Raw genomic sequence first — 23,952 nt, forward strand, 5'->3', positions numbered from 1 at the left:
GGTCCGATCGTCCCCGATCCTTACGACAGCCATCGAGGCCGCGAAGGGCGCGGCCCGAAACCAACGAAAGGAACATAAAAATGGCAACCATCGGCACCTTCACCTCCACCGAAACCGGCTTCAGCGGCTCGATCCGCACGCTCGCCCTCAACGTCAAGGCCCGCATCGCCCGCATCGAAAACCCCTCCGACAAGGGCCCGCACTACCGCATCTACGCCGGTAATGTCGAGCTCGGCGCGGCCTGGCAGAAACGCTCCGAGCAGGACCGCGACTACCTCTCGGTCAAGCTCGACGACCCGAGCTTCCCCGCTCCGATCTACGCAACCCTCACCGAAGTCGAAGGCGAGGACGGCTACCAGCTGATCTGGTCCCGCCCCAACCGGGACTGAGATCCGGAAGAGGCCCCGCCGCGAGGCGGGGCCAATCGGCCGAATTTGAGAAACCGGGAGCGGGCATCGAGCCCGCTTCCGGCCTTCCTGGTGCCATACGGGACCCAAAATGTCTGCTCAGATCGCTCCAGTGTGCCGGGCCGGCATGGCGGCATCAAGGACGGGTGGTCAACCCCCAATATTGCCTCCGCTTCGGTTCCCGCCGCTCCGACAAAATCGGCTCCCCCACCCGCCGCCGCTGGCGGTCGCGTGCGCGATCCCTGACCCCGCCATCCCGTCCCGCCCCGCGTCGTCGTCTTTCACGAACTCAAGGAGATGAGACGATGACGATCGAACAGCACATCGAGGAGCTGCGGCTGGAATTGAAGAGCGTATGGGACGTGGCCGAGCGGCGCCAGATCGAGACGGAGCTCCAACTCGCCGAGGCTGATCTCGCTGTCATGATTGCGGAACAGGAGGGCGCCGTCGACGCCGAGCCGCCATTCTGAGGCGGCTCTTTCCTCCTCTTATGTGAGCCAGTCCGCCGGATCGACCGGCCGGTCCGGCTGTCAGGGATTTTATCCCTCGACACTCCCGCCGGCTCGCGCCGGATATGGTCGCGTCCCCTGCGGGTCCGCGGGTCTCTTCTCTCTCTGACCTCCCATTTTACTCCAGCAAATCCGGCGTAAAGGACGGCGCGGTCTCCCCCAATTTTTCCGCCGTTGCGTTGCGCTGCGCTCTGGAAAAATCGGTTCCCCCGCTGGCGAGCCGCGTTCCGCGGTCCTTGACCCCTCTTTGCTACAGAGTGGCCGATCTCCGTCATTAACGAAGGAGATCACAACATGACACCCGATCAGAACCTCATGCTCTACACCAAGCTTGCCGGTTTCCGGCTCGTCGTCCTCGCAAACCGGTTCGGCTGCGACAGCGAGTTCTCGCGAGACCTTCATGACCGCCTGATTGAAGGGCTGGAGGCGGCAATTGGCCGCGTGCGGATCATCATGTCGTTGGAGCGGAGCGTTCTTACCGGAGAGGACGAGTTCGCCGAGTATCAACTGGAAGGGGAGACCGAAATATTCGGGCGCTTTACCATCAATCTGCTGGACGATCTCGAAATCGATTTCGACACGCACGAATACCGCATCAACGGTGGCGATTGGGCAATCGCTTTGACGGCCGACTATACCGGCGTCGACATCGACTATCCGGAACTGGTTGCGCTCACCGACAATGAGCTCGGCTCACTTGGGCCGATCATCAAGGACATCACGCGGGAAACCGGGATCGCGGTAAATGCGTCGCGTGTCATTTTCACCCGGTGCGAAGGATCATGATCCTGCGGTGCGATCTCGACAATCCGAGGGGCGGCGAGAGCCGCCTCTCAAATGTCCAGAAGACATCGCGATCGTAGCGCTTGTGATCAGTTGAGCCTCTTCCTTTCGACTCGGCCGTCATCTCTCATAGGGGATGTTGCTGCCCGTGCGTCATGACGCAACCTGCTGCCGCCAGAATTTTCCCCGCCGTACCGGCTCCTCGCGAAGCAAAATTCTGGCAGCAGCAAGTCCTTCACGTGCGTTTCGGCCCTCTGGGTGCGTCCCTCCTTTCCGGTCCGCCGACTATCCCCGCGATGACCGCAATTCGAAAGGAGAAACACCATGCAACAGCTCGCCCAATTCCTCGCAGCCACCGGCCGCCGGCTCCGCACTCTCGGCAAGGTGATGAGCCACTTCTTCCGCAAGGGAAAGCTCGGCTTGAAGCTCGCAATCAAGATCCCGTTCTTCGTCGAGATCGAGGTGTCCTTCGAGACTGACTGGAACCGGCGCCGCTGAAGCGCTTTCGAAGCCCGCTTCCGCGGGCTTCTCTCATCTCGGCATCGAAGCGCGCGGACGATAGCCGCGTTTGCGTTTTTGGCGGAGCAGATCGAGGAACAGTCGCACCGCTTCCTCTTCCCGACCGAAATGATGGACCAGCATCTGCCCCTTGCTTCCGATGCGGCCCCATTTGCGCAGCAGGCAGACGTCCCCGAACAGATTGGGTTCGATCGACATCGCGTAGTAGCGCGCCATGTTCCGGGAGGTATCCGAGCGTTCGACATAGAGGTGGTAAGGTTGCGAGATCATGGGAGAAGAATCGCTGATCCCGGGAATCGCGTCCAACGACACTTATGAATCAATCGCCATGGATCGATTCACATCGGTGATGATATCGGAAAACCCGTGACGGGCTTGGGCGAGACGCCTTTGGCGCACGGCTCTACTCGCTGACGCTCCCCGAACCCGCCTGGCGGTTTCGGCCATCCGGTAACGATCCTCTCGCGGTTCTCAGCCGCACCAGCCGTGCCTCGCACCGTCCCAGCGCCTGGCGAGGCCCTCGTCGATGAGAGTGGCTCCGAGCGAGCGCCCTGCCCGCGTCACCGTGCGGAGCTTGCGACCATATTTATCCTCGTCACGCAGGCCGGCCGACAAGGAGAATTCGCCGGCATTGAGCAACGCCAGCAGGCGTGCTTTCGCGGCTTCGCCTTTGATCCTTTCCGCCTCGCAGCGCGGCGGGCTGAGTTCGGGCGTGTCGATATCCGCGATGCGGATTTTCTGGCCCTTGAACCAGAAGGTATCGCCGTCGACGACGCAGTTCACATGGCGATCGGCGCCGCAGAATGAAAATGCCGCTGACGATGAATGCCCTGTTGGTGTCCTGGCCGCAGCCACGAGTCCGGAAAGGTCGCCGGGGCCATTGAAGGCAAGCCATCCTCCCGCAGCAAGGATCATGGTGCAGCAGATCGCGGCCAGTGGTTTACGCAGGCGGCGCGGTCCCGATCGGGGTGGCTTTCCCTGCCAGCGATGTCGATCGTTCTTTCCCCCGGGCTTCCCCGTCTTCCTGAACGGAACCACATTCGATTTCGTCACCCTCGGTCCTCTCCTGTTCGCCTCAACCTATGACGGCTGCGGTTTCATCCGCGTTTACATGCAAGGGCGCTTCAGACAGTGTGCGAGGAGTGGGGCGCAGTCGATCCCGCCTCCTCTTCGAGCCACTATGTTGAGGCTCCTGCGGCTGCGCTTTCTCCCGCTCCCGCACGACGAGAATTCCCGAAATCCCGCCCTTTCGTGCGGCCGCTATGCTGATTTCTCCGATACTCTTCATTGTCCTAGATCGGCCTTGCTCGTTGCACTGCGCACCGGCTCGATCCGAGAGGCTCCGAGCGTGTTTCTGGGCCTGTGAAACCTGTTCATCCCAACGCAGGCTTTCATATCGTCGCGCCTGAACCAGATCGCGCGGCCGCACCTGAGCGGTGCGTTGCCCGCTGTGAAGACGATCTGCTCATCGGCGCGCATGCGAAGCACCTCGTGCGGCTGGATCAACGGTCGTGCGGCCAACTGCTTCGATCGCGTCCGCGACGATCCTTTCATCTGCGAACTACGGCTGACCTGGTCGATCTCGACTGTTGTCATGCCGCAGCGGCGTGAGATGTAATCGGCGGTTTCCGGATCGTTGATCGCTGCGAAACTGATCCAGCTCGCGCTCTCGAACCACTTGCTCGATGCATCCCGCCCACCGTAGGTTTCGCGCAACTGGCCGATCGACTGATAGATCATGACAAGGGTGATCCCATATTTGCGGCCGGCATCGCGCGCAGTTTCCAGGATCCGCATGTAGCCAAGCCTCGCGACCTCATCGAGAAGGAAGAGCGCCCTGCCCTTCATCGACCCATCGCGATTGTAGATCCCATTGAGAAAGGAGCCGATGATGACGCGTGCGAGGCCCGCATGCGTCTCCAACGTCCTGAGATCGATGTTGATAAAGACGTCGGTGTTTCCCTCGGCAAGATCCCCCGTCGAAAACGTCTTTCCGGAAACCAGTGCGGCATAGTTCGGATAGGACAGCCAATGGGTTTCCTTGATCGCGTTGGCGTAGACGCCGGAGAAGGTTTCGGGCGTCATGTTCACGAAGGCCGCCACATTCTCCTTTACGAAATCCGACTCCGAATTGTCGTAGATTTCCTGCAGGCGTTGACGCAACTGCGGCTCCGGCTCGGAGAGATTGGCGCGAACCTGGCGAAGCGTCTGGTTCTCCTTCTCCGTGTGGCCGGAGAGGCAAACGTCGGCGATCATCGCCGTCAAGAGTTGCAGGGCCGAGGCCCGGAAGAAGTCGTCGCGAACTCCGCGCGTGCCGCCGCTATCGCTCATGATCCATGAAGCGACGGAGGCGATATCCTCTTCCTTGGTGCCGCCGAATTGTCCGATCCAGTCAAGCGCGTTGAAGCCAGTCTCCGGCTCCTTCGGGTCAAGGACGAATAGATCCCGGTTTGTGCTGCCCCGGTGCACTGACACCATCGGGGCAACCTCGTTCGACGGGTCGAGGACGATGAGCGAGCCGCCCCATTTCAACGCCGTCGGGATCGTCACCGACGTCGTCTTGAAGCCGCCGGAACCCGCGAACACGATGCCGTGGGACGAACCGAACGAGCCGTCGAAGCATAGGAGCGGCGACTTGCCGCCGGCGCCCCATGTCTCAGCGTTGTCTGCACGAAATGCCAGTGCCGCTGTGCTGTCTCGATCGACGCGATATCGTTCGCCGATGACGATGCCGCCGGCGTCCGAAAACAGGTTCGCCGCTTCCTGCATCTTCATCCATTCGGCCTCGCCATGAAGCGCCCGCTTGCCGCGTATGCGTTTCGGTTCGGCACTTGCGAATACCGCGTTGCCGGCGAGCGCGACACGGAGGGCGAAGCAGGCAGACAACGCCGCCGCCGCCGCGCCGATCAGCGTCGCGGGATCGACATAGGAGACGAGCGACTTGCCGGCCGGAATCTGGTCCGCAAGCCCCGACAACCTGGTCGTTTCGCGAGCGATGGCGACAATGATTGTCGCTATACCGCCGGCAGCGACGCCCCATCCTGCTGTCTTGATCCTGATCGCGCCGGCGCTCGCGAACAGGAAGACGATGCCGATGGCGGCCGCTGCGACATAAGGCAGGGCAATGCCGGCCCGGCCGAGCGTCTGCCGAGCAGCCTCCGTCTTTCCAAAGCCGGATAGCCAATGTTCGACCCCGGTCAATCCGATCATGACCAGGAAAATCAGCGCGACAGGTGCGATGAAAAGCATGATCCTATTCATCGCTGTTGCCAAAGGCCTCCGCGCCGATCGCCATCAATCGCGAGCGTTCGGTGTCGTTGCTTTTCAAGCGCCGGCTCAAATCGATGAGGGCGCCCAGCAGAAGCGCTCGCTTCTCGTAGCGAAGACCCGCTTTGACGATCAAACCGCCGAGCTCGATTTTTTCCCGCGTGTCCTTCTTGCGGGCATCGGATGTGGTCGTGCGCGCCATCCGCTCAAGCCTCAGCAGTCCCGCCCGCAGCCGCGCCAGCCGCGTTCTGCGTGGACGGTGCGCTGCTTTCGCCGACGCCAGCCCCCCTCTTTCCTCCGGTCGTACGAACCTCGCCTCCGCGAAACCGTTTCGCCAGATCGTCGAAGGCCACCTGCAGCTCGGCCTCATCGACCTCGATCTCGCCGAGACCTGCCTTCAGCGCGATCCGGCCGATCCGTTCGGCTTCACGGGTCTCCGCGGCCTTGAGCTGTTCCTGGAGCTTGGCGATTTCGTCGCGGATCTTGGAGGATGGCTTCTTCATTCCGTCTGTCTCCCTTCGGTGAGAAAGCTTGTCTTTCGAACCCAGCTTTTCCGATCGGAGTGCGGAACGCACTACTGTGAATCCTACAATCGCCAAGGGCGATGCTTTCGTGAATGATCCCGGCCGTTCCGAAGGAGCGGATCCGAAGGGCGCAATTATACGTCGCTGATGCGACGCTCTGCTTTTTGCCCCTGGCAGGCCTTCCGCTCCCGACGAACTCATTGATTTCACTCGCAACCGGGAAAGAGTTCCGCCGTGGCCGTCCCTCATTTCTCCGTCAGCGTCGTCGCCCGTGGCTCCGGCCGCAGCGCCGTCCTGTCGGCGGCCTACCGCCACTGCGCCAAAATGGAGTTCGAGCGGGAAGCCCGCACGATCGACTACACCCGTAAGCAGGGCCTGCTGCACGAAGAGTTCACTATTCCCGCCGATGCGCCGGAATGGCTACGCTCGATGATCGCGGACCGCTCTGTTTCCGGCGCCTCCGAGGCTTTCTGGAACAAGGTCGAAGATTTCGAGAAGCGGTCCGATGCGCAGCTCGCCAAGGACGTTACCATCGCCTTGCCGATCGAATTGACGGCCGAGCAAAAGATTGCGCTGGTGCGTGACTTCGTCGAGCGGCACGTCACCTCGAAGGGCATGGTGGCCGATTGGGTCTATCATGACGCCCCAGGCAATCCGCATGTTCATCTGATGACAACCTTGCGGCCGCTGACCGAGGACGGTTTCGGCGCCAAGAAAATCCCAGTTCTCGGACCGGAAGGCAATCCGATCCGAAACGATGCCGGCAAGATCGTCTATGAGCTCTGGGCGGGAAGCATCGACGATTTCAACGCGTTTCGCGACGGATGGTTTGCCTGCCAGAACCGGCATCTGGCGCTTGCTGGCCTCGACATTCGTGTCGACGGCCGGTCCTTCGAGAAGCAAGGGATCGATCTCGAGCCCACCATTCATCTCGGCGTCGGGACCAAGGCGATCGAACGGAAACGCGATGGGGCGTCCAAGCCCATGGAGCTCGAACGCCTCGAACTGCAAGAGACGAGGCGGAGCGAAAACGTCAGGCGCATCGACCGGAATCCTCAACTCGTCCTCGACCTGATCATGCGTGAGAAGAGCGTCTTCGACGAGCGTGACGTCGCCAAGATCCTTCACCGCTACATTGACGATCCGGCGCTGTTCCAAAGCCTGATGGTCCGGATCATCCTCCAACCTGAGACGTTCCGCCTCGAGCGCGAGCGAATCGACCTTGCGACCGGCAACCGGGTGCCGGCCAAGTACACGACGCGCGAGATGATCCGGCTTGAAGCGGAAATGGCCAATCGAGCGGTCTGGCTATCGCAACGGTCGTCGCACGGTGTTCGCGATGCGGTGCTGGCGGCGACATTCGAGCGTCATGAGCGTTTGTCGGATGAGCAGAAGACGGCGATCGAGCATTTGGCGGGACCCGAACGGATCGCGGCGGTGATCGGCCGTGCAGGCGCCGGCAAGACGACGTTGATGAAGGCTGCACGCGAGGCCTGGGAAGCAGCAGGTTATCGCGTTGTCGGTGCAGCACTTGCCGGCAAGGCGGCAGAGGGCCTGGAGAAGGAAGCGGGCATCATTTCTCGGACGCTTGCGTCGTGGGAACTCCGCTGGAACCAGGGCCGCGATCAGCTCGACGGCAAGACGGTGTTTGTGCTGGACGAAGCCGGCATGGTGTCGTCGCGGCAGATGGCGCTGTTCGTCGAAGCGGTAACGAAGGCCGGTGCCAAACTCGTTCTGATCGGCGATCCTGAACAGCTTCAACCGATCGAAGCCGGCGCTGCCTTCCGCGCGATTGCCGATCGCATCGGCTATGCCGAACTCGAAACCATTTACCGCCAGCGTCAGCAATGGATGCGCGATGCCTCGCTTGATCTGGCGCGCGGCAATGTCGGCAAGGCGGTCGATGCTTATCGCGCCAAGGGCAAGGTAATAGGTTCGGATCTGAAGGCGGAGGCCGTCGACAACCTCATCGCCGCCTGGGACCGCGACTATGATCCCACAAAGACGTCGCTGATGCTCGCCCATCTTCGCCGCGACGTTCGCATGCTGAACCAGATGGCCCGCATCAAACTCATCGAACGCGGGGTTCTCGACAAGGGATCCGTGTTCAAGACGGCGGACGGCGATCGCAATTTCGCCGTGGGCGACCAGATCGTGTTCCTCAAGAACGAGGGCTCGCTCGGCGTCAAGAACGGCATGCTGGCGAGGGTCGTCGAGGCCGCACCCGGCCGCATCGTTGCGGAGACTGGTGAAGGCGAACGCCGCCGTCAGGTGCTCGTCGAGCAGCGCTTCTACAACAACCTCGATCATGGCTATGCCACGACGATCCATAAGAGCCAGGGCGCCACGGTGGACCTGGTGAAGGTATTGGCTTCGCTCTCGCTCGATCGGCACCTCACCTATGTTGCGATGACCCGTCACCGCGAGGATCTCGGTGTCTATTACGGCAGACGGTCATTCGCCAAGGCCGGCGGCTTGATCCCTGTCCTCTCGCGCAGGAACGCCAAGGAAACAACGCTCGATTACAAGAAAGGCGGCTTTTACCGGCAAGCCCTTCGCTTCGCCGAGGCTCGCGACCTCAATCTCGTGAACGTGGCCCGCACACTCCTTCGCGATCGGCTGGAATGGACGCTCAGGCAAAAACAAAAGCTCATCGATCTTGGTGCGCGCCTTGCCGTGGTTGCCGGCAAGCTCGGACTCATCATCGGCACTGTGAAATCTCCGCTCCAGGACACTGTCAGGAAGGCAAAACCTATGGTTTCCGGCATCACCACCTTCGCAAAATCAGTCGACCAGGCGGTCGAGGACAAGGTCGCAGCCGATCCCGGCTTGAAGAAGCGGTGGGAGGAGGTTTCGACCCGTTTCCACCTCGTCTATGCGCAGCCGGAAATCGCGTTCAAGGCGATCAATGTCGACGCGCTGCTGAAGGATGGAACGGTGGCGAATGCCACAATCAGCAGGATCCGCGATAAACCGGAAAGCTTCGGCGAGTTGAAAGGTAGAACTGGTCTGCTGGCAAGCGGCACTGACAAGCAGGCGCGGGCAACGGCGCTGACCAACGCGCCGGCTCTTGCCCGAAATCTGGAGCGCTATCTGCGCCAGCGGGCGGAAGCCGAACGGAAGTTTGAGGTGGAAGAACGCGCCGCTTCTCGATTGATATCCCCGCGCTCTCCCAAAACGCAAAGCAGACCCTCGAGCGTGTTCGCGATGCGATCGACCGGAATGACCTGCCTGCAAGTCTCGAATACGCGCTTGCCGACAAGATGGTGAAAGCGGAGCTCGAAGGTTTCGCCAAGGCTGTATCGGAGTGTTTCGGCGAACGTACCTTCCTGCCTCTGGCTGCTAAGGACCCCAACGGACAGACCTTCAATGCGGTTACGGCTGGAATGACGGCCGGGCAAAAGGCCGAGGTGCGATCCGCCTGGAATTCCATGCGGACCGTGCAGCAACTTGCCGCCTATGAACGCACGACGGAGGCGTTGAAGCAGGCAGAATCTTTACGCCAAACGAGGAGCCAAGGGCTCTCCCTGAAATGATGATGCCGGTGTTTGCTCGAAGGGTGAAACGTTCTCAGAGAACGAACGCAGTCGTGATGCTCTCCGTGGCGGCGTCCATATTCGGGGGTATTGTTGCTGCGGCCATTATCGGCGGCTACCGCATCAACCTGACACCGAGCGAGCCCCTCGGCCTCTGGCGCATCGCACCGCTCGATCGAACGGTGTCGGCAGGTGATCTCGTCTTCATTTGCCCTCCGCAAACGCTGGCGATGCAAGAGGCCAGAGCGCGTGGCTATCTCCGCTTCGGAACCTGCCCGGGCGGGGTCGCGCCGCTCATCAAGATGGTCATCGCCATCGGTGGCCAGCCTGTCGAGATCGGCGCCGAGGTGACGATCGACGGGCATGTGGTCCCCTACTCCGATCTAGCACAAGGGGACGGAAAAGGTCGGCTGATGACGCCCTATCCTGGTGGTGTCGTGCCGCGGGGAAGCGTCTTTCTTCACTCGCCGTTCAGGAGCTCCTTTGACTCGCGCTACTTCGGTCCCCTGCCAACATCCGGCATCGTTGGCCTGGCGCAACAGGTGCTCACCTATGCACCGTGAGCACATTCGGCCGATGCTGCTGGTTCTCGCCGCAATCATCGTCGGTATCGCGGGATGGAGTGGCCATGTGCTGTTCCTTCCGATCGCGTTGGCGTTCCCGATCGTTTGGTCCCTGGCGCGGACGCGACTGGCGGCCGCAGCGGTTTCCGCCGGGTATTTCCTTGCTGCCTCACGTGGCCTGCCGCAAGGCGTGGCAGCCTTTTATTCGTCCGATCTCTGGCCGGGATTGCTGCTCTGGCTATGTGCGTCCAGCGGCTTCGTTTTGGTGCATGCAGCACTCTGGACGAAGCGCGCCAGGGTCCGTCCGTTTCGCTATCTTGTGGCTGCCTTGCTCATGGCCGTTCCGCCGTTCGGCGTCACCGGGTGGGCGCATCCGATCACGGCCGCGGGCGTGCTGTTTCCAGGGTGGGGATGGTGGGGAGTGATCGCTGCGACAGCCGGCCCCTTGGGCCTCGTAACCCGCATGTGGCCAGCTGTCGCGATCGTCCTGACAGGCTTTTGGATCGGGTCCGCCGCAACCTGGGACGAGCCGAAACTACCGGAAGCGTGGCGGGGCGTCGATCTCGAGTTCGGCGCTTCGCTCGGTCGCGACGTCAGCATTGAGCGCCACCGTGATCTGATTGCCACGGTGAAGGATCGAGCATCCGGCGGCGCTCTCACCATTGTCCTCCCCGAGAGCGCTTTGGGCTTCTGGACGCCGACCGTGGAGCGGCTCTGGGTAAACGCGCTGCAGGGCAGCGACGCTACCGTCATCGCTGGCGCTACGGTCGTCGATGCGGGTGGATACGACAATGTTCTGATCGTGATCTCCACCGGCGGCGCTCAAATCCTCTACCGAGAGCGCATGCCGGTCCCGGGCTCGATGTGGCAGCCATGGCGTCCCCTGCTTGGTCAGAGCGGTGGCGCGCGGGCGCATTTCTTTGCGAACCCGGTCGTATCGATCAGCACGACCCGGATCGCAGCGCTTATCTGCTACGAGCAGCTGATCGTCTGGCCTGTCCTGCAGTCGATGCTCGAGGACCCTGACCTTGTCGTCGCAGTCGGCAACGGCTGGTGGACCAAGGGGACATCCATCGTCGCCATCCAGCGCACCAGTGCGGAAGCCTGGGCGCGGCTTTTTGCAAAGCCAATCGTTTTTTCCTTCAACACCTGAAACACCAAGGAGACGCCATGTTCGACGTGGCCCTGATCCAACAATGCGCCGACCCCTCGTTGAAGCCCACGATCGTCGAGCAATTCGTGTCCGCCGCCGGATCGTCGGACCCACTTGCTGTCACCGTCAAATCTGGCGGCCGATTGATCCTGGTTTCGAAAGCGAACTCGCCGGACCAAGCCATCGCGATCGTCCGCCAATATGTCGGCCAAGCGGTAGTCCGTGTTGGTGTCACGCAGCTCCCGGCCGGTATTGGAATCAAGGACGCTGCCGATCTCAAGCCAGATCTGGTCGACCCTTGCGAGAATCTTCGCAAGGGAACGGCGATGTTCGCCAAGGTGCTTCGGATTGTGGCCAAGTGGTATGGCAATCCCAAGAGCGACGAGGTCTTTCCGCAGATTTTCGACGATGCGATCTACGCTTGGAAGACCGGCGAATTCGAAGGCGTGCGTGTGTTTCAGGCTCCTGATCCGGGAGGGAGCGCGACGACAGACAGTGCGTCATCCTCAGACGCGGACGCCGCCGACAGCTCTCCTGAGGATGCGGCCACTGAAAGCGCGGACAAAGACCGCAGCTTTGGATCAGCGAATATGCGGATCGACCTTTCCCGGATCGGTGGAAAATAGAAACGACTGGAGATTTGAGACCATCATTCGCTGCCAAGTCAAATATAGACGGCTACCAAATTAAAACTGGTCGGGAAATGACTTTAAAATAGACGGAGAATCGATTAAGGATGGCCGTATGGTAGATAAGGTCCTTCCCAAGCCATTAATCGATCGCAAGGCTCGTCCGATAGTCGAGACTGCGCTTGCCGACACTCGTGTCGTCCTGATAGCCGGCCCAAGGCAAGCTGGAAAGACGACTCTCGCGCGGCAATTCTCAGGCCCTGATCGCGCCTATATCACCCTCGACGACGCCGGCGCGCTCAGTGCTGCCAAGGCTGATCCGGTCGGTTTTGTCCGGGGCCTTAACAGGGCGGTGATCGATGAAGTTCAGCGGGCGCCCGAACTGATACTGGCAATCAAGGAAAGCGTCGACCGCGACGACGCCCCGGGCCGATTTCTACTCACAGGTTCGGCCAATCTGGCAACTGTGCCCGCGATTGCGGACTCGCTTGCCGGGCGCATGGCCGTGGTCCCGCTCCTGCCTTTCGCCCAGTCCGAAATCCGTTCGACCCCGGGTCATGTGCTGGATCGTCTATTCGCTGGTGAGGAACCCGCGACCGGCGAGGACGCTATATTTGGTGATGATCTTCTGGAAACCGTGCTGCGCGGTGGCTATCCGGAGGTCTTGCGCAGAGCGACGCCTGCCCGGCGGGTCGCCTGGTTGGAAGACTACGTGGCCCTGATTCTCGACCGGGACGTTCGCGACATCGCCAACATCGATCAACTCGATCGACTGCCGCGGTTGCTGGATGTTCTTGCGGAACATGCCAGCCAACTGGTGAACCACAGCAGTTTCGGTGCCGCATTGGGACTGTCGAGCGTAACCGCGCAAAAATATGTAGCCATTCTCGAGCGGCTTTTTCTGATCAGAACGCTGACGCCATGGTCGAACAACCGGTTAAGCCGGCTGATAAAAACGCCCAAACTGCACTTTCTCGATACGGGACTGCTGGCGAGCTTGCGGGAGGACGAATCCGAAGCGCTGCGTGAAAACAGAACACGGTATGGAGCGTTGCTTGAAAGCTTCGTTGTTTCCGAGCTTTTGAAGCTTGCCTCCTGGTCTGACCGGCGCTTTTCGTTTTCGCATTACAGGACCAAAGATCAGGACGAGGTCGATGTCGTGATCGAGGATCGCCGTGGTCGGATCGTCGGAATAGAGGTCAAGGCATCAGCGACGGTGAAGACTGAGGATTTCAGGGGATTGCGTCAGTTGCAGGAAGCCGTTGGCGGTCGTTTCGTGCGTGGACTGGTCTTGCACGATCATGACCGCGTGACGCCTTTCGGAGAAAAATTGCAGGCAGCGCCGTTGTCCATTCTATGGACCATGTGATTGCTGAGCAGCGTCCGGATGTTTCAAACCGATGCCCACGCATCTATTGCACGGCCGGTATCCGTAAAGCTTCCGGAAGTTGCGGCCTTTGTTCGTCACGAAGGTGAAATCCCCTCGATGATTTGAGGCATCAGATCCCAGTCGGTTTCGCCGCTCAACCCGAGCCAATTCACATGGAAACAATCGTGGCCGTGAGTTCGGGCCACGGCCACGAGAGACGTGTGAAGGCATTCATCAATAAGAAACTTCACGAGGTAGAGCCGGAGGGTTTTGGGGCGCTTTCGTTCCGGAGACGCAGACGCTTCACGGATTTCACCTTCAGGCCCTGCTCCAGCTTCCGCGGCCGCCCCCTGGCGGGATGGGCCGCAGCCCAGATCTCGGCAAGTTCCACCATGCGCTCGGTGAGCGAAGGATAACCCTCGACGATTTCCGCGATGCCTGCGCCTTGGGCCTTCATCGCGGCAATCGTTCGCACCGGAACGCGAGTTCCCTTGAAAACCGGTTCTTCGCCCACGACGCCCTTCACGCTTCGGATCATTCTCTCAGCTTCTCGAAGCGCCTCGGCGCGGGCGGCCAACTGCTCCCTTGCCCGCGCAACGTCGACAATGAGATAGTCGTCTGCCCTTACGGTATCGGCATCGGGGTTCTGGTCGATGGTATCGAATAGACGTTTGCGGCGTTCGGCAGACAAGATCGATCCGACGCCATACCAGAGCTTCAACCGAAGCAGATCCTCATCGGTGAGTGCTCGACCCTTGCTGCCGACGAGATGCGTTGCGATGATCCGTTTGTCGATCGCATTGTGCACAGACTTTACAGCGATCTCACTGACAGCTGCAGCCTCGGCAGGGGTGTAGGCGTGTGATGTGCTGGTCATAATCATTCTCCTTGTGGAGAATATATAAATACATGGATGCCCGTCGTAAAGGGCTTGGTTCTTGGCTGCTCTCAGCGGGCGAGTAACCCGATCGGTTTCAGGACGACGGCTTCGCGGCGGAAAACCGCCGCCAAACTTTGAAAACTTGCTCGACCATAGGTGCGAGGGGCCGGTCAGTGTGATTTAGCCAACAACTCGCCCGGTTCGACGCCCAGGGCTTCGGAAATTTGTCCAAGGACTGTAACGCTGGCAGAAACATCGGCGCGCTCGATCGCCCCGACATAGCGAGCGCTGAGGCCAGACCGGTCCGCCAGTTCTTCCTGCGTCAGTTGCTTCTCATGACGTATTCGACGCAGATTCACCGCCATGACCTCCTTGAGATCCATGACGTGAGCGGAACCTGAATAGGAATGATCGTTCCAGGAACGATAGTTCCGATTCGACGCGAGGTGTGATATTGCCGGACTACCCGGCGTCTCACCATTTTTCGGTGCAAGTCGACTTATCTCGTGCAACAGCCCGTGCAGTTGCGGCCTAAACCGTGTAACGCGGACCGAGGTGGGCTTTCGGGCGTTAGTGGAAGCTGGAGGAGAATGGATGAAAGAGGCAGGTTCCTCTGAGGTCGAGAGAAGCGGGAGGCAACCTCGATATGATTCGCTGGAGAAGTCAGAACTTGAGGCTCTGGCAATTTCCGCGATCCTCGAACACCGCCGGCTTCTCGCAGCCGATCAGGCTGTCTATGACGAGTGGTCGCGTGCAACCGACGACCCGTCAGCTACCAGTTCCGTGCTCCAGACGCTTCAGGACGAATATATCGCTCGCCAGAAAAGGTCCGAAGCCCATCAGGAGAAGCTGTCGGAAATTCTGGACGCACTCGGCTACGTTCCAGACGTGCCGTTTGAAGGCGACGATTAGACTTCAGACCAGGCCACGATCCTTGGCAATGGCAACGAGCTGCGGCACAGACTTGGCGTCAAATTTTTCACGCGCCTTGTCGAGATAATGCTGCACGGTTCTGGCATTGATACCGGTGAGCATCGCCGTTTCCAGCGCGGTCCTCCCCTTCGTTGCCCACATAAGGCACATCATTTCGCGCGGCGATAGCATTCGCTTGGGGTTTATTGCAGTTTTCGCCGCAATGATTTTCAGCTGGTAATGGACGGCCATCACCAACTGAACCGCCTTCTTGGGATCCAGCATCCCTGAAATATCCACCTTTCTTTCCGAGGACGCGAAGGTCAGCATCATCGTAGATCCGAAACTGCCTTCAACCGGAATGGTGACGCCGCAGCGAATGCCGTGCTCAATGGCCTCGTCGCGAAACCGCCGAAGCGCAGAAGATCCTCGGGCAGGCCAGTTGTCGGCTGTCCAGAAAAACATATCTCGCCCGTGCTTTCCCTCCCTTACAACGGGGTCAATGCGTGAATAATCGCCACCGAGATAGATGCCCTGCCATGGTTCGGGATAGGAATTGAAGGTCCTGAGTTCGAGAGCTTCTGCTTGCAGATAGGCAAACCGGTCATATCCGCACGAATGCGCAAAAGTTTTCAGCGCACTTTTGATCATGTGCTCGTCTTGCGCGGCTTCCAGCATATCGATGAGCGAGCGAACATGTCCGTCCACGGCTTTTCTCCTTACGTTCCTGACCCGGCGACTCGTCTTTCCCGGCACCGTTCGTCGAAGAGGCAGATCAGCTGACCCGCGTACAGTGGGTCGTCGGGCAACGACAGCGTTTCGGACATTCAGTCGATGTCTGAATCGGCAACCTGGTGTGCCCGCATCACGCGATGCAATGCGAAAGCACTACCCAGGCCCGCGAAACTTTCAAGCGCGGTCAATCCGAAAAGGTGGCTGGAAATAGAAGGATTTCATATTGCGTGGTTGCGCCGCCACACCTTGGTTCAACCTAAGGCATGGCGGCTGAGCAAAGTCGCTGCCCTCAGCGGCTAATTTCCACGGTAAGCGGATGGGAAAATGATGTCCTGGTCCACTAACACGTTGAATCTGTAACCTGGCCGAATGCGGATTGTCGGCTGAACATTCAGGTTCTTCGAGATTGTCTGCTCCGCCACCCGGCCAAACGATTCGGCGAAGTTTCTTCGCGCCGCATCGGATGCCGTATCCTGCGTCGCAAGGGTCGAACTTTCGGGCATTGACATGTCGATCCCGGTCCCGATCAACGCAACAAGTGCTGCCGAGCTCCACGTGCGCCACAGGTGCCGATCGACCTTGTCCTTGAAGCCGCCATATCCTTCCGCGTCAGTGCCAGCCATGCCCCCGATCTGGAGGGTTGAGCCGTTTGGAAAGATGAGGTCCGTCCAGACGGCAAGGACCCTTTCCTGCCCAAACGAGACCTTGGAGTCATAGCGGCCGAGCAGCTTCGCACCCTGCGGTATGAGGAGCCGGTAGCCCGTCGCGCTATCAAAGACGTTCTGGCTCACCTGCGCTGTGATCCGTCCCGGAAGATCAGAGTTAAGGCCGGTGATCAACGTAGCGGGGACGACCGAGCCGCGTTTCAACTCGTAGGGCGAGATCTGCTTCACAACCTGATTCGGCAGATAACCGAGATCTTTGATGTCCTGGTTGAAGAAATCTTCCTTCGAGGTTTGGCCATTCGGATCGACATTCTGACCCATAAGGCCGGCATTCATTGCCGCGGCATAGAGATCCGAGACACTGGTGGCTGCCGCAGTAGAATTTTGGCGGACCGGGTCCGTGGTACTCGTTGCGGCTTTTTCAATGTCGGAAATATCGACCTTCAATGGGGAGTCCAGCGCCGTTGCACGCGCCTGCAGGCGAGCCATCCGCTGGCGCTGGGCCTCTCGGATATACTGTTCATCCTGCTCCCGCTTCAGACGGGCCCTCCATTCTTCTTCCGATTCAAGCCGGGGGCGTCGCTCTTCCTGTTTGAGGGGTCGGCGAGCAACAGCCGGCGTCTCCAGCTTCTGCTCGACGGCAGGCGTTGGCTGAAACGCTTCCCGCTCAACCGGCTCACCTATGATGCCGTCGGTAATGCCGCGCTTGAGCTGGTCCCCGAAGTTGGTTGCGGGAGTATTCGAAGCACTGTCGATATCGCTGTTGCGGGCAAAGGGAAGCCCGCGCCACGAAAGTCCGATCACGACCACGCCAGCGAATAGCGCGACGAGAACGATGGCGATGATGATCGGCAGCCGATTGATTCGGCGCATGCTGTTCTGATCATCGGCATGAGCCGACGCACCAAGCTGGAGAGACTGGACCATATCTGTCTCCCTCAATTACGCTGCATGACGGAAAGCGGGCTTGCCGGCGTAGCGCCGACTGCCGTCGCTGTATACGCCCGGCCAAGGGCGATCGATGGCGTGGAGAGTCGCGCGAGCACCTGACCGTCAACGCCATCGATTGAATAGGCGAGCTCGACGGGTTTCACGTCCTTTCCGATCTTCCCGTCGGTGACGACCGTGTAGCCCCATCCCTTCAACGCGGCCTCGAGTGCCATCCCATACTCCGACGTGCCTTTGTCCATCGTGATGGTCGTGGTTTCTGCCGGGCCAATTTGCTCGGCGAGCCGGCTCGCCATGTCGCCGGCGATTGCGCTTGCGGCCGGCGCAGTCACCGCAGTGGCGTTTGAGCTGGTGTCCAATCCCTCCTCGGCAGTTTGGCAACCGGAAAGAAAAGCGGCAGCGACGATGAAGACGAGAGCTTTGCGCATCGCTCAGCCTCCCCGCCGGATGGTGATCTTCTGTTGCCGCCAGCCAACTCCGGAGATGAGGATCGCCTTGTCGACTGCGTAGTCGACGATCATCATGTCGTTGTTCATGCGGTAGTTGACGATGCGGTTCTGCCCGCCACTGACGACGAAGAGCACCGGCGCGTCCTGGCCCGAGATCGCCTTCGAAAACTGAATGTAGGTTTTCACGCCATCCGAATAGACGCGTTTCGGCTTCCAAGAGGCGCTCCCGCTCACCGAATAGGAGAAGTTCAGTTTATCAGGCGCCGTTCCAGGGATCCCGCCAGTCTCCAGCCGGGCATTGATATCCGCGAGCTTGGTCGAGACATCCTCGGGATACTCGAAGCCGACGCGAGCCATGTACTGGCTCGGATGGGACTTGAGCTGGATGTGGTAGGTGCGCCGCGACGTCGTGACCACCATCGAGGTAACGAGGCCCGGCTCCGAGGGCTTGACAATGAGGTGGATGGCCTGCCCGCCGATCGCGCCTGAGGTTGCCGGCTCCACCTTCCAGCGGACGGTGTCGCCGACGAGAACATCGCGGACGACCTCGCCGCCCTGGAGCTCGATATCGCAGACCTGGAGCGGCGAGCAGACAACGGATGGCTGGGTTTCCCCGAAGAAAAAGATGACCTTGCCATCCGGACCGGTCGCTACCAGTCCGGGCGTGCCGCGCCATTTCCTGGAAATGGTCGTGCCTCTCACCTCATTTGTCGTCATGCTCTGTGCCTCGGCGCCGCTCGCCAAGACGAGTCCGGCCAGGCAGCCGGCGGCTGCGATCAATCCTGTTCTGTGCATGTGAAGTTCCCTGCCCTTAAAGCTGCGCTGTCCAGTCGAAATCCCGGACATAGAGTCCGATCGGGTTGAGGCGGATGGTCGCCTCGTCCTGTGGCGCCGTCAGCGTGACCGTCGCGATGCCGCGGAACCGGCGTGTGCCGGTTTCTTTGCCCTTCCGGTCCCGTTCGTATTCGGTCCAGTCGATCTGATAGGTCTGGTTGGAAAGCGCGACGATGTTGTTGACCTCGATGGCGACCGTCGACAACTTGGCCTTCTCGAACGGTGAATTGCTTCGGAACCAGTCATTGATCTTCTGCGTCGACGGATCGGACGTCCGAAGGAGTGCGTAGGTTCGATCAATGTATTGCTTCTGAACCACGGCGTCCGGCGTGATCGAACGGAAGCTGGTGACGAAATTGCCGAGGGTGGCGCGCACCACCCGAACGTCGGCGTATTCGATCTGTTCAGGGAAACCGGCGGTCACTGCGGTTCCAAGTTTGTCGACTTCGACGATATAGGGAACCAGCTTGACTTGGGTGCTGAGATACATGGCATATCCGAAGCCGATGACCGCCATAGTGAGACCCAGAATGCCGACGATTCGCCACGCGGCTGCAGCCTGCACATAAGAGCCGTATCGCTCGCTCCATTCCTGGCGCGCGGCAAGATACGGGTTTTCGGGGGCGCGGTTCCCTGCCATCGATCGATCACTTTCTGGTTGCTGTTAGTCTTTGCGTTCGGGAGGTGTCTTTGTCCCGCTGTGCCCGCTGCGACTCTGGTCCAGCTTGGCGTTGGCGAGCCCGAGGATCGATCCTGCATAGGCACCAGGAGAACCGATGGACTTTTCCTTGGCGGCGGATCCCGCAGCTCGTCCGGCAGACCCGATCCCCGCCCCGATCCCGCGAAGCATGGCACCCGCGACGGATGATCCTGCAGCTCGGGCAGCCTGACCGGCCGCAAACCCCGCCCCTGCAGCACCCCCGGCGAGAAATCCTGCACCCGCGGCGAAGGACGCGGCCTGGCCACCGTGTCTGATCGCTTCCATTCCCCCGGAGACCGACGCACCCTGAACGACGCCCTGAATGATGCTCGGGACATACATGGCGATGATGAAGACGACGACGGAAATGCCGGCGATGGCCAAGGTCGTGACGAACTGATCGGACGAAGCCGTGGGAGCTTGGGCAAGGCCAAGCAGAACCTCCGATCCGATCTTGGCGATCATCACCAGGGCCATCAGCTTCATGCCGACACCGAAGGCATAGACGAGGTAGCGGACGGCGAAGTCTTTCGTGAAGGACGAGCCGCCCAAGCCGAGCATGACCATGCCGGCTAGAAGGCCGACATACATCTCGACCATCACCGACACGAAAATCGCCGCCACAAGCGAGAAGCAGATGACGACGACGCCCATTGCCAGCACCGCGGCGATCGCCAGTGCATTGTCTTCGAACACGCCGAACTGGGCTTGCTGCGACATTTGCGAGGCGACCCGAATGCCGGCGTCGAAGACTTCAGCGGGCGAAGCTGAACCCCCGCCGGCGCCAATCTGGAAAAGGCTATCGATGACCGCCCGCGCAAAGGTCGGGCCTTGATCCAGAACAAACGCGAAGAATCCAACGAACATGATCCGCCGCACCAGCTCGGCAAACCAACTGTCCAACGAGGCGGCCTGGATCGCGAGCCAGACGGCCGCTATGCCGATTTCGATTGCCGCGAGGATCCAGAACAGGGATTTCGCCGCATCCATAATCGTGGTCTCCCATCCCTTTGCAGCGGATGAGACCTGATTTTCCAGCTCCGTGAGGACCTGTCCCTCTTGCGCGAGAGCGGGGGCTGCGAAGACGGCGCAAACAAGTCCCCCAATCAGGAATGAACGTGCGACAGTCACTTTCACCATCTCGGGCGCATCTCCTGGCCATCCTTGATCGGCGGCAGCTCCTTACCGGAGCCGAAGAATTTCTGCCGAGCGGTGCGTTGCTGCTCGGTGAGCGGAGGTTGGTTGGGGACATTGGAGTTGACGATCAGCACTGTCGATGCAGTCGAAACAGCAGCAACAAGTACGAGCAGGGCGATTACGACGGCGCGGCTCACCAGCGGGGCTCCATTTTTTGACCCTCCGGAATGCTCTTGACCTCAGCGCTGAAGAACCTCTCCCGCCTGGCCTGGGCCAGGTCCTTGTCGGTCTGCTCCGTCTGAAGCCAGGTTCCCATCATCGTCATCTGCTGGGAAACGAGACCGCGGAGCTTCTGAATCTGCGCGACCTGTTGGGCCGCGATTTGATGCCCCACCTGCAGGGCCTTCATCTGCCCGTCGGCTGTCTCGGACATCGAGCGCAACGAGGACATCGTGGTGTCCTCGTTATCGAACTGCTCGGCCGTAAGGCTCGCTGCCTTCAGCGTGCTGGCGATCGTGTCGCGATTGGTGTCCGACCAAGACTGATAAGTTGAGGAGAACGTTTCGCTATTTGGCAGGTTCGTCTTGAGATCGGCATAGCTCTGAAATCGTTGCTGCAGCACGTCGTCGGCGTTGCTCATGGAAAAGGCGATGCTCTGCCCCTGATCGACGATGCTGCGGAGCTGATTGAGATCGCTCTCGACCTGCCCCCACATATGCGACGGGAGCGTGGCCGTGTTCTGCAGCAAGTTCTGATAGATGTTCAGCTGCGTTTCGATCTGTTGTCCGAGCTGGCTGATCTGGGTGAGCTGGTTCTGGATCTGCTCGCCAGATTGGCCGACAAGCGAGACCAGTTCGCCGTTGTTCAGCACTTGCGTCCACTCTGTCGCCGCCCCGGTCGCCGTGCCGGCTCGGACCGGCGCTCCCGATCCCACCGCGACCGTCACAGCAATCATGGTGACAAGCCATTTATTCGAAGTTGAGCAGCGATGCGGCATCGTGAACTCCTCTCGTTTGAAGCCAGTGGATCGGCCAGTCGCGGCCATGTTCGGAATTGAGCGCACGGATGCGCTTGAGGTCTTCCTTGCCGGAGGCGCCGACGAAGCTGAGCGCCAGCGGCCCGAGCGCCATATCAAATAGCCGTCGACCTTCAGGGGTGACGACGTAGTATTCGCGCTTGGGAATCGCATTCGATACGATCTCGATCTGCCGCTCGTTGAATCCGATCCGCTCGTAGAACTCGCGAGTTCCAGGCTCTCTGGCGGCACCATTCGGGAGGCAGATTTTTGTTGGGCAGGATTCCTTCAGCACGTCGATTATCCCGGAGCGCTCGGCGTCCGAGATCGACTGTGTGGCGAGCACGACCGCGCAATTGGATTTCCGCAGCACTTTCAGCCATTCGCGGATCTTGCTGCGGAACACCGGATGGCCGAGCATCAACCAGGCCTCATCCAGAACGATCAGGCTCGGGGAGCCATCGAGGCGCTTCTCGATCCGCCGGAACAGATAAGTCAGCACGGGCACGAGATTGCGCTCGCCCATGTTCATCAGCTGCTCTATCTCAAAGGTCTGGAAGGCACCGAGCGTCAGACCGTCCTCGTCGGCATCGAGAAGCTGTCCCATGGGACCGTCAACGGTATAGTGATGCAGCGCGTCCTTGATCTCGCGCATCTGCACGCCGCTCACGAAATCCGAAAGCGATCGTCCGGGTGCGCTGGCCATCAAACCGACCTGTCGGGAAATGGCGTTGCGATGGTCAGGCGTGACGCTGACGCCTTGGAGGGCGACCAGCATCTCGATCCATTCCGTCGCCCAGGCCCGATCAGGCTCACTTTCGAGATCTGACAACGGGCAGAAGGCCAGCACCTTCCCCTCGTCCGCATTGTCGCCCCCGATCTCGTAGTGATCGCCGTGCGCGGCGAGCGTCAGGGGCAGGAGCGAGTTTCCCTTGTCGAAGGCGAAGATTTGGGCGCGCTCGTAACGCCGGAACTGTGCGGCAATCAGCGCCAGCAGCGTGGATTTGCCCGAACCCGTCGGACCGAAGATCAGCGTGTGACCGACATCATCGACGTGCAGGTTCAGCCGGAATGGCGTCGAGCCGCTGGCAACCTGCATCAGCGGCGGAGAATTGGGAGGATAGAAAGGGCAAGGTGCGGCCGGGCTTCCCGACCACACGGAGTTCAGCGGAATGAGATCGGCGAGATTGCGGGTGTTGATCAGCGGCTCGCGGATATTGCAATACCAGTTGCCTGGCAAGCTCCCGAGATAGGCCTCGGTCGCGTTGAGCGTTTCGATCCTCGACCCAAATCCTTCGGCCTGAATCAGCCGGCGAATAGCCTCGGCTTTTTCCCGCAACGCTTCGCGATCGCTCTCGAAGAGGATGATGACGGGCGTGTAGTAGCCATAGGCGACCAACTGCGACGAGGCCTGCGCAATCGCGTCCTCCGTCTCGGCCACCATCGTCATGGCGTCCTGGTCGACTGACCGACTTTGCGTTTGAAACAGCTGATCGAAGAACGGCCGGACTTTCTGCTGCCACTTCTTGCGCGTGCGTTCGAGTTTCTGACGCGCCTCTTCCGCATCGAGGAAGATGAAGCGCGACGACCAGCGATAGGTCAAAGGCATCAGGTCGAGGCTGTTGAGGATCCCTGGCCAGCTCTCAGCGGGGAGCCCGTCGATCGCCACGACACCGAGAAAACGGTTCTCGACTTTCGGGGTCAGCCCATGCTCGAGTTCAGCGGTCGCGATCCAGTCGAGATACATAGCAGCATCCGGCAGCCGGATCGGGTGGTTCTCGCCGGTGATGCAGAATCGGATGAATTGGAGCAATTCGTCATAGCGGGCGACACGCTCCCCTCCCCTCTCGGCGACCTCGCGCGTTTCCATGCGCCGGATCGAAAGGGTATTCGCAAAATATTGCTCGATCTCGCGGATGGCGTTCTTGAAGATGAAAAGCACCGTGTCGGCATAGGTCTTCTTGCGGCTCTCCTCGTCGGAATAGATGTATTTGTTGAGAGCCGTCCTTTTGGACTCCAGCGGCCGATAAGTCAGGATCAGCGCGTGTTTGCTCTCGAAATGGCCTCGCTCGCGCGTGAAATGCGCCCGCCGCTCGGCGTCGATCGCGCGCGTGACAGCATCGGGGAAGTGGCAACGCTCTTCGGAAGGATAATCGAACGTTGGAATACGGATGGCCTCGACCTGGATCATCCAGCCGCTTCCGAGCCGCGACAGGATGGCGTTAATCTGGCGCGACAGTTCGCTGCGCTCGAGGTCGGTGGCGCTTTCGGAGTCCGGACCGGCAAAATACCAGCCGGCCATCAGGCTGCCGTCCTTCAGCAAGAGAACGCCGTTGTCGACCAGACCGGCATAGGGGACGAGATCCGCGAAGGATGGCCCGGTGGCCCGGAAGCGTTTGAGAGCGACCATGCTAGGTC

Annotated in this window: 25 protein-coding genes and 2 pseudogenes; 10 read left to right on the top strand and 17 right to left on the bottom strand. The window is 60.3% G+C overall.

The genetic code is table 11. The features are described 5' to 3' along the window. The first annotated feature begins 80 nt into the window (after positions 1-80). The 4 genes from FKV68_RS22045 (at position 81) to FKV68_RS22060 (ending at position 2,197) form a co-directional block, all read left to right on the top strand. The gene (locus FKV68_RS22045; RefSeq protein WP_180941741.1) at positions 81-389 is read left to right on the top strand and encodes a DUF736 domain-containing protein; all 309 of its coding nucleotides are present in this window, start codon (positions 81-83) and stop codon (positions 387-389) included. A 323-nt stretch (positions 390-712) separates the two neighbouring features. Further along, a complete protein-coding gene (locus FKV68_RS22050) occupies positions 713-877 on the top strand; it encodes a hypothetical protein (protein ID WP_180941742.1) in 165 nt (54 codons plus the stop codon). Between the two features lie 333 nt (positions 878-1,210). Continuing rightward, positions 1,211-1,702 (top strand): hypothetical protein, encoded by a 492-nt coding sequence (locus FKV68_RS22055; RefSeq protein WP_180941743.1) that lies wholly within the window; start codon positions 1,211-1,213, stop codon positions 1,700-1,702. 321 nt (positions 1,703-2,023) lie between these two features. After that, complete coding sequence (locus FKV68_RS22060; RefSeq protein ID WP_180941744.1) at positions 2,024-2,197, top strand: hypothetical protein; 174 nt, start codon at positions 2,024-2,026, stop codon at positions 2,195-2,197. A gap of 33 nt (positions 2,198-2,230) precedes the next feature. Here FKV68_RS22060 and FKV68_RS22065 read toward each other — a convergent pair whose 3' ends face one another. The 5 genes from FKV68_RS22065 to traC form a co-directional block, all read right to left on the bottom strand. Next, positions 2,231-2,488, bottom strand: a complete 258-nt coding sequence (locus tag FKV68_RS22065) for a WGR domain-containing protein (RefSeq protein WP_180941745.1) — start codon at positions 2,486-2,488, stop codon at positions 2,231-2,233. Between the two features lie 201 nt (positions 2,489-2,689). After that, positions 2,690-3,271, bottom strand: a complete 582-nt coding sequence (locus FKV68_RS22070; RefSeq protein ID WP_246452653.1) for a thermonuclease family protein — start codon at positions 3,269-3,271, stop codon at positions 2,690-2,692. Between the two features lie 231 nt (positions 3,272-3,502). Then, positions 3,503-5,479 (bottom strand): Ti-type conjugative transfer system protein TraG, encoded by a 1,977-nt coding sequence (traG, locus tag FKV68_RS22075; RefSeq protein ID WP_180941746.1) that lies wholly within the window; start codon positions 5,477-5,479, stop codon positions 3,503-3,505. Then, entirely contained in the window at positions 5,472-5,687 is a 216-nt protein-coding gene (gene traD / locus FKV68_RS22080) for a type IV conjugative transfer system coupling protein TraD (protein ID WP_180941747.1), read from the bottom strand. The genes traG and traD overlap by 8 nt, the downstream gene beginning before the upstream one ends. 4 nt (positions 5,688-5,691) lie before the next feature. Continuing rightward, a complete protein-coding gene (gene traC, locus FKV68_RS22085) occupies positions 5,692-5,988 on the bottom strand; it encodes a conjugal transfer protein TraC (protein ID WP_180941748.1) in 297 nt (98 codons plus the stop codon). Positions 5,989-6,243: 255 nt separating this feature from the next. Here traC and traA point away from each other — a divergent pair. The 5 genes and pseudogenes from traA to FKV68_RS22110 all read left to right on the top strand — a co-directional run bounded on the left by traA (position 6,244) and on the right by FKV68_RS22110 (position 13,259). After that, positions 6,244-9,545, top strand: a pseudogene (gene traA, locus FKV68_RS22090) (Ti-type conjugative transfer relaxase TraA). A 56-nt stretch (positions 9,546-9,601) separates the two neighbouring features. Next, on the top strand, positions 9,602-10,108 hold the full coding sequence (gene traF, locus FKV68_RS22095; RefSeq protein ID WP_425347627.1) for a conjugative transfer signal peptidase TraF: 507 nt from the start codon (positions 9,602-9,604) through the stop codon (positions 10,106-10,108). Beyond that, positions 10,098-11,261, top strand: coding sequence for a conjugal transfer protein TraB (locus tag FKV68_RS22100; RefSeq protein WP_180941750.1), 1,164 nt, complete (start codon positions 10,098-10,100; stop codon positions 11,259-11,261). Before traF ends, FKV68_RS22100 begins: the two co-directional genes overlap by 11 nt. Before the next feature lie 17 nt (positions 11,262-11,278). Continuing rightward, entirely contained in the window at positions 11,279-11,887 is a 609-nt protein-coding gene (locus FKV68_RS22105) for a TraH family protein (RefSeq protein WP_180941963.1), read from the top strand. Positions 11,888-12,005: 118 nt separating this feature from the next. Continuing rightward, positions 12,006-13,259, top strand: a complete 1,254-nt coding sequence (locus FKV68_RS22110; RefSeq protein ID WP_180941751.1) for an ATP-binding protein — start codon at positions 12,006-12,008, stop codon at positions 13,257-13,259. 63 nt (positions 13,260-13,322) lie between these two features. Here the strand turns inward: FKV68_RS22110 and FKV68_RS22115 are convergent. The 3 genes and pseudogenes from FKV68_RS22115 to FKV68_RS22125 form a co-directional block, all read right to left on the bottom strand. After that, a pseudogene (locus FKV68_RS22115) lies at positions 13,323-13,510 on the bottom strand (DUF5615 family PIN-like protein); the annotation flags it as partial. Beyond that, a complete protein-coding gene (locus tag FKV68_RS22120) occupies positions 13,507-14,136 on the bottom strand; it encodes a DUF433 domain-containing protein (RefSeq protein ID WP_180941752.1) in 630 nt (209 codons plus the stop codon). The gene FKV68_RS22120 and the pseudogene FKV68_RS22115, both read right to left, overlap by 4 nt. Positions 14,137-14,309: 173 nt before the next feature. After that, on the bottom strand, positions 14,310-14,522 hold the full coding sequence (locus tag FKV68_RS22125) for a helix-turn-helix domain-containing protein (RefSeq protein ID WP_180941753.1): 213 nt from the start codon (positions 14,520-14,522) through the stop codon (positions 14,310-14,312). A gap of 211 nt (positions 14,523-14,733) precedes the next feature. Here FKV68_RS22125 and FKV68_RS22130 point away from each other — a divergent pair, with 211 nt between their 5' ends. Then, positions 14,734-15,051 carry a transcriptional repressor TraM gene (locus tag FKV68_RS22130; RefSeq protein WP_180941754.1) on the top strand — a complete coding sequence of 106 codons (318 nt, stop codon included), beginning with the start codon at positions 14,734-14,736 and terminating at the stop codon, positions 15,049-15,051. 3 nt (positions 15,052-15,054) lie between these two features. Here the strand turns inward: FKV68_RS22130 and FKV68_RS22135 are convergent, their stop codons facing one another. The 9 genes from FKV68_RS22135 to FKV68_RS22175 form a co-directional block, all read right to left on the bottom strand. Next, positions 15,055-15,759 carry an autoinducer binding domain-containing protein gene (locus tag FKV68_RS22135; protein ID WP_180941755.1) on the bottom strand — a complete coding sequence of 235 codons (705 nt, stop codon included), beginning with the start codon at positions 15,757-15,759 and terminating at the stop codon, positions 15,055-15,057. 323 nt (positions 15,760-16,082) lie between these two features. Then, positions 16,083-17,378 carry an IncP-type conjugal transfer protein TrbI gene (gene trbI, locus FKV68_RS22140; protein WP_180941756.1) on the bottom strand — a complete coding sequence of 432 codons (1,296 nt, stop codon included), beginning with the start codon at positions 17,376-17,378 and terminating at the stop codon, positions 16,083-16,085. 11 nt (positions 17,379-17,389) lie between these two features. Then, entirely contained in the window at positions 17,390-17,827 is a 438-nt protein-coding gene (gene trbH / locus FKV68_RS22145) for a conjugal transfer protein TrbH (protein WP_180941757.1), read from the bottom strand. Between the two features lie 3 nt (positions 17,828-17,830). Further along, on the bottom strand, positions 17,831-18,643 hold the full coding sequence (trbG, locus tag FKV68_RS22150; RefSeq protein ID WP_180941758.1) for a P-type conjugative transfer protein TrbG: 813 nt from the start codon (positions 18,641-18,643) through the stop codon (positions 17,831-17,833). Between the two features lie 16 nt (positions 18,644-18,659). Then, complete coding sequence (locus FKV68_RS22155; RefSeq protein ID WP_180941759.1) at positions 18,660-19,322, bottom strand: conjugal transfer protein TrbF; 663 nt, start codon at positions 19,320-19,322, stop codon at positions 18,660-18,662. A 24-nt stretch (positions 19,323-19,346) separates the two neighbouring features. Then, complete coding sequence (trbL, locus tag FKV68_RS22160) at positions 19,347-20,522, bottom strand: P-type conjugative transfer protein TrbL (RefSeq protein ID WP_180941760.1); 1,176 nt, start codon at positions 20,520-20,522, stop codon at positions 19,347-19,349. Continuing rightward, complete coding sequence (gene trbK / locus FKV68_RS22165; protein ID WP_180941761.1) at positions 20,516-20,716, bottom strand: entry exclusion protein TrbK; 201 nt, start codon at positions 20,714-20,716, stop codon at positions 20,516-20,518. Before trbK ends, trbL begins: the two co-directional genes overlap by 7 nt. After that, positions 20,713-21,516: a P-type conjugative transfer protein TrbJ gene (gene trbJ / locus FKV68_RS22170; RefSeq protein WP_180941762.1), complete on the bottom strand. Its 804-nt coding sequence runs from the start codon at positions 21,514-21,516 to the stop codon at positions 20,713-20,715. Before trbJ ends, trbK begins: the two co-directional genes overlap by 4 nt. Continuing rightward, a complete protein-coding gene (locus FKV68_RS22175) occupies positions 21,488-23,944 on the bottom strand; it encodes a conjugal transfer protein TrbE (protein WP_180941763.1) in 2,457 nt (818 codons plus the stop codon). Before FKV68_RS22175 ends, trbJ begins: the two co-directional genes overlap by 29 nt. Between the last annotated feature and the right edge of the window lie 8 nt (positions 23,945-23,952).

This window comes from Sinorhizobium mexicanum (assembly GCF_013488225.1).
Classification (GTDB): Bacteria; Pseudomonadota; Alphaproteobacteria; order Rhizobiales; family Rhizobiaceae; genus Sinorhizobium; species Sinorhizobium mexicanum.

Coding starts and splice junctions, on each gene's coding strand:
- FKV68_RS22045 (WP_180941741.1), top strand. CDS start 81: ATGGCAACCATCGGCACCTTCACCTCCACCGAAACCGGCTTCAGCGGC.
- FKV68_RS22050 (WP_180941742.1), top strand. CDS start 713: ATGACGATCGAACAGCACATCGAGGAGCTGCGGCTGGAATTGAAGAGC.
- FKV68_RS22055 (WP_180941743.1), top strand. CDS start 1,211: ATGACACCCGATCAGAACCTCATGCTCTACACCAAGCTTGCCGGTTTC.
- FKV68_RS22060 (WP_180941744.1), top strand. CDS start 2,024: ATGCAACAGCTCGCCCAATTCCTCGCAGCCACCGGCCGCCGGCTCCGC.
- FKV68_RS22065 (WP_180941745.1), bottom strand. CDS start 2,488: ATGATCTCGCAACCTTACCACCTCTATGTCGAACGCTCGGATACCTCC.
- traG (WP_180941746.1), bottom strand. CDS start 5,479: ATGAATAGGATCATGCTTTTCATCGCACCTGTCGCGCTGATTTTCCTG.
- traD (WP_180941747.1), bottom strand. CDS start 5,687: ATGGCGCGCACGACCACATCCGATGCCCGCAAGAAGGACACGCGGGAA.
- traC (WP_180941748.1), bottom strand. CDS start 5,988: ATGAAGAAGCCATCCTCCAAGATCCGCGACGAAATCGCCAAGCTCCAG.
- traF (WP_425347627.1), top strand. CDS start 9,602: ATGCTCTCCGTGGCGGCGTCCATATTCGGGGGTATTGTTGCTGCGGCC.
- FKV68_RS22100 (WP_180941750.1), top strand. CDS start 10,098: ATGCACCGTGAGCACATTCGGCCGATGCTGCTGGTTCTCGCCGCAATC.
- FKV68_RS22105 (WP_180941963.1), top strand. CDS start 11,279: ATGTTCGACGTGGCCCTGATCCAACAATGCGCCGACCCCTCGTTGAAG.
- FKV68_RS22110 (WP_180941751.1), top strand. CDS start 12,006: ATGGTAGATAAGGTCCTTCCCAAGCCATTAATCGATCGCAAGGCTCGT.
- FKV68_RS22120 (WP_180941752.1), bottom strand. CDS start 14,136: ATGACCAGCACATCACACGCCTACACCCCTGCCGAGGCTGCAGCTGTC.
- FKV68_RS22125 (WP_180941753.1), bottom strand. CDS start 14,522: ATGGATCTCAAGGAGGTCATGGCGGTGAATCTGCGTCGAATACGTCAT.
- FKV68_RS22130 (WP_180941754.1), top strand. CDS start 14,734: ATGAAAGAGGCAGGTTCCTCTGAGGTCGAGAGAAGCGGGAGGCAACCT.
- trbI (WP_180941756.1), bottom strand. CDS start 17,378: ATGGTCCAGTCTCTCCAGCTTGGTGCGTCGGCTCATGCCGATGATCAG.
- trbH (WP_180941757.1), bottom strand. CDS start 17,827: ATGCGCAAAGCTCTCGTCTTCATCGTCGCTGCCGCTTTTCTTTCCGGT.
- trbG (WP_180941758.1), bottom strand. CDS start 18,643: ATGCACAGAACAGGATTGATCGCAGCCGCCGGCTGCCTGGCCGGACTC.
- FKV68_RS22155 (WP_180941759.1), bottom strand. CDS start 19,322: ATGGCAGGGAACCGCGCCCCCGAAAACCCGTATCTTGCCGCGCGCCAG.
- trbL (WP_180941760.1), bottom strand. CDS start 20,522: ATGGTGAAAGTGACTGTCGCACGTTCATTCCTGATTGGGGGACTTGTT.
- trbJ (WP_180941762.1), bottom strand. CDS start 21,516: ATGCCGCATCGCTGCTCAACTTCGAATAAATGGCTTGTCACCATGATT.
- FKV68_RS22175 (WP_180941763.1), bottom strand. CDS start 23,944: ATGGTCGCTCTCAAACGCTTCCGGGCCACCGGGCCATCCTTCGCGGAT.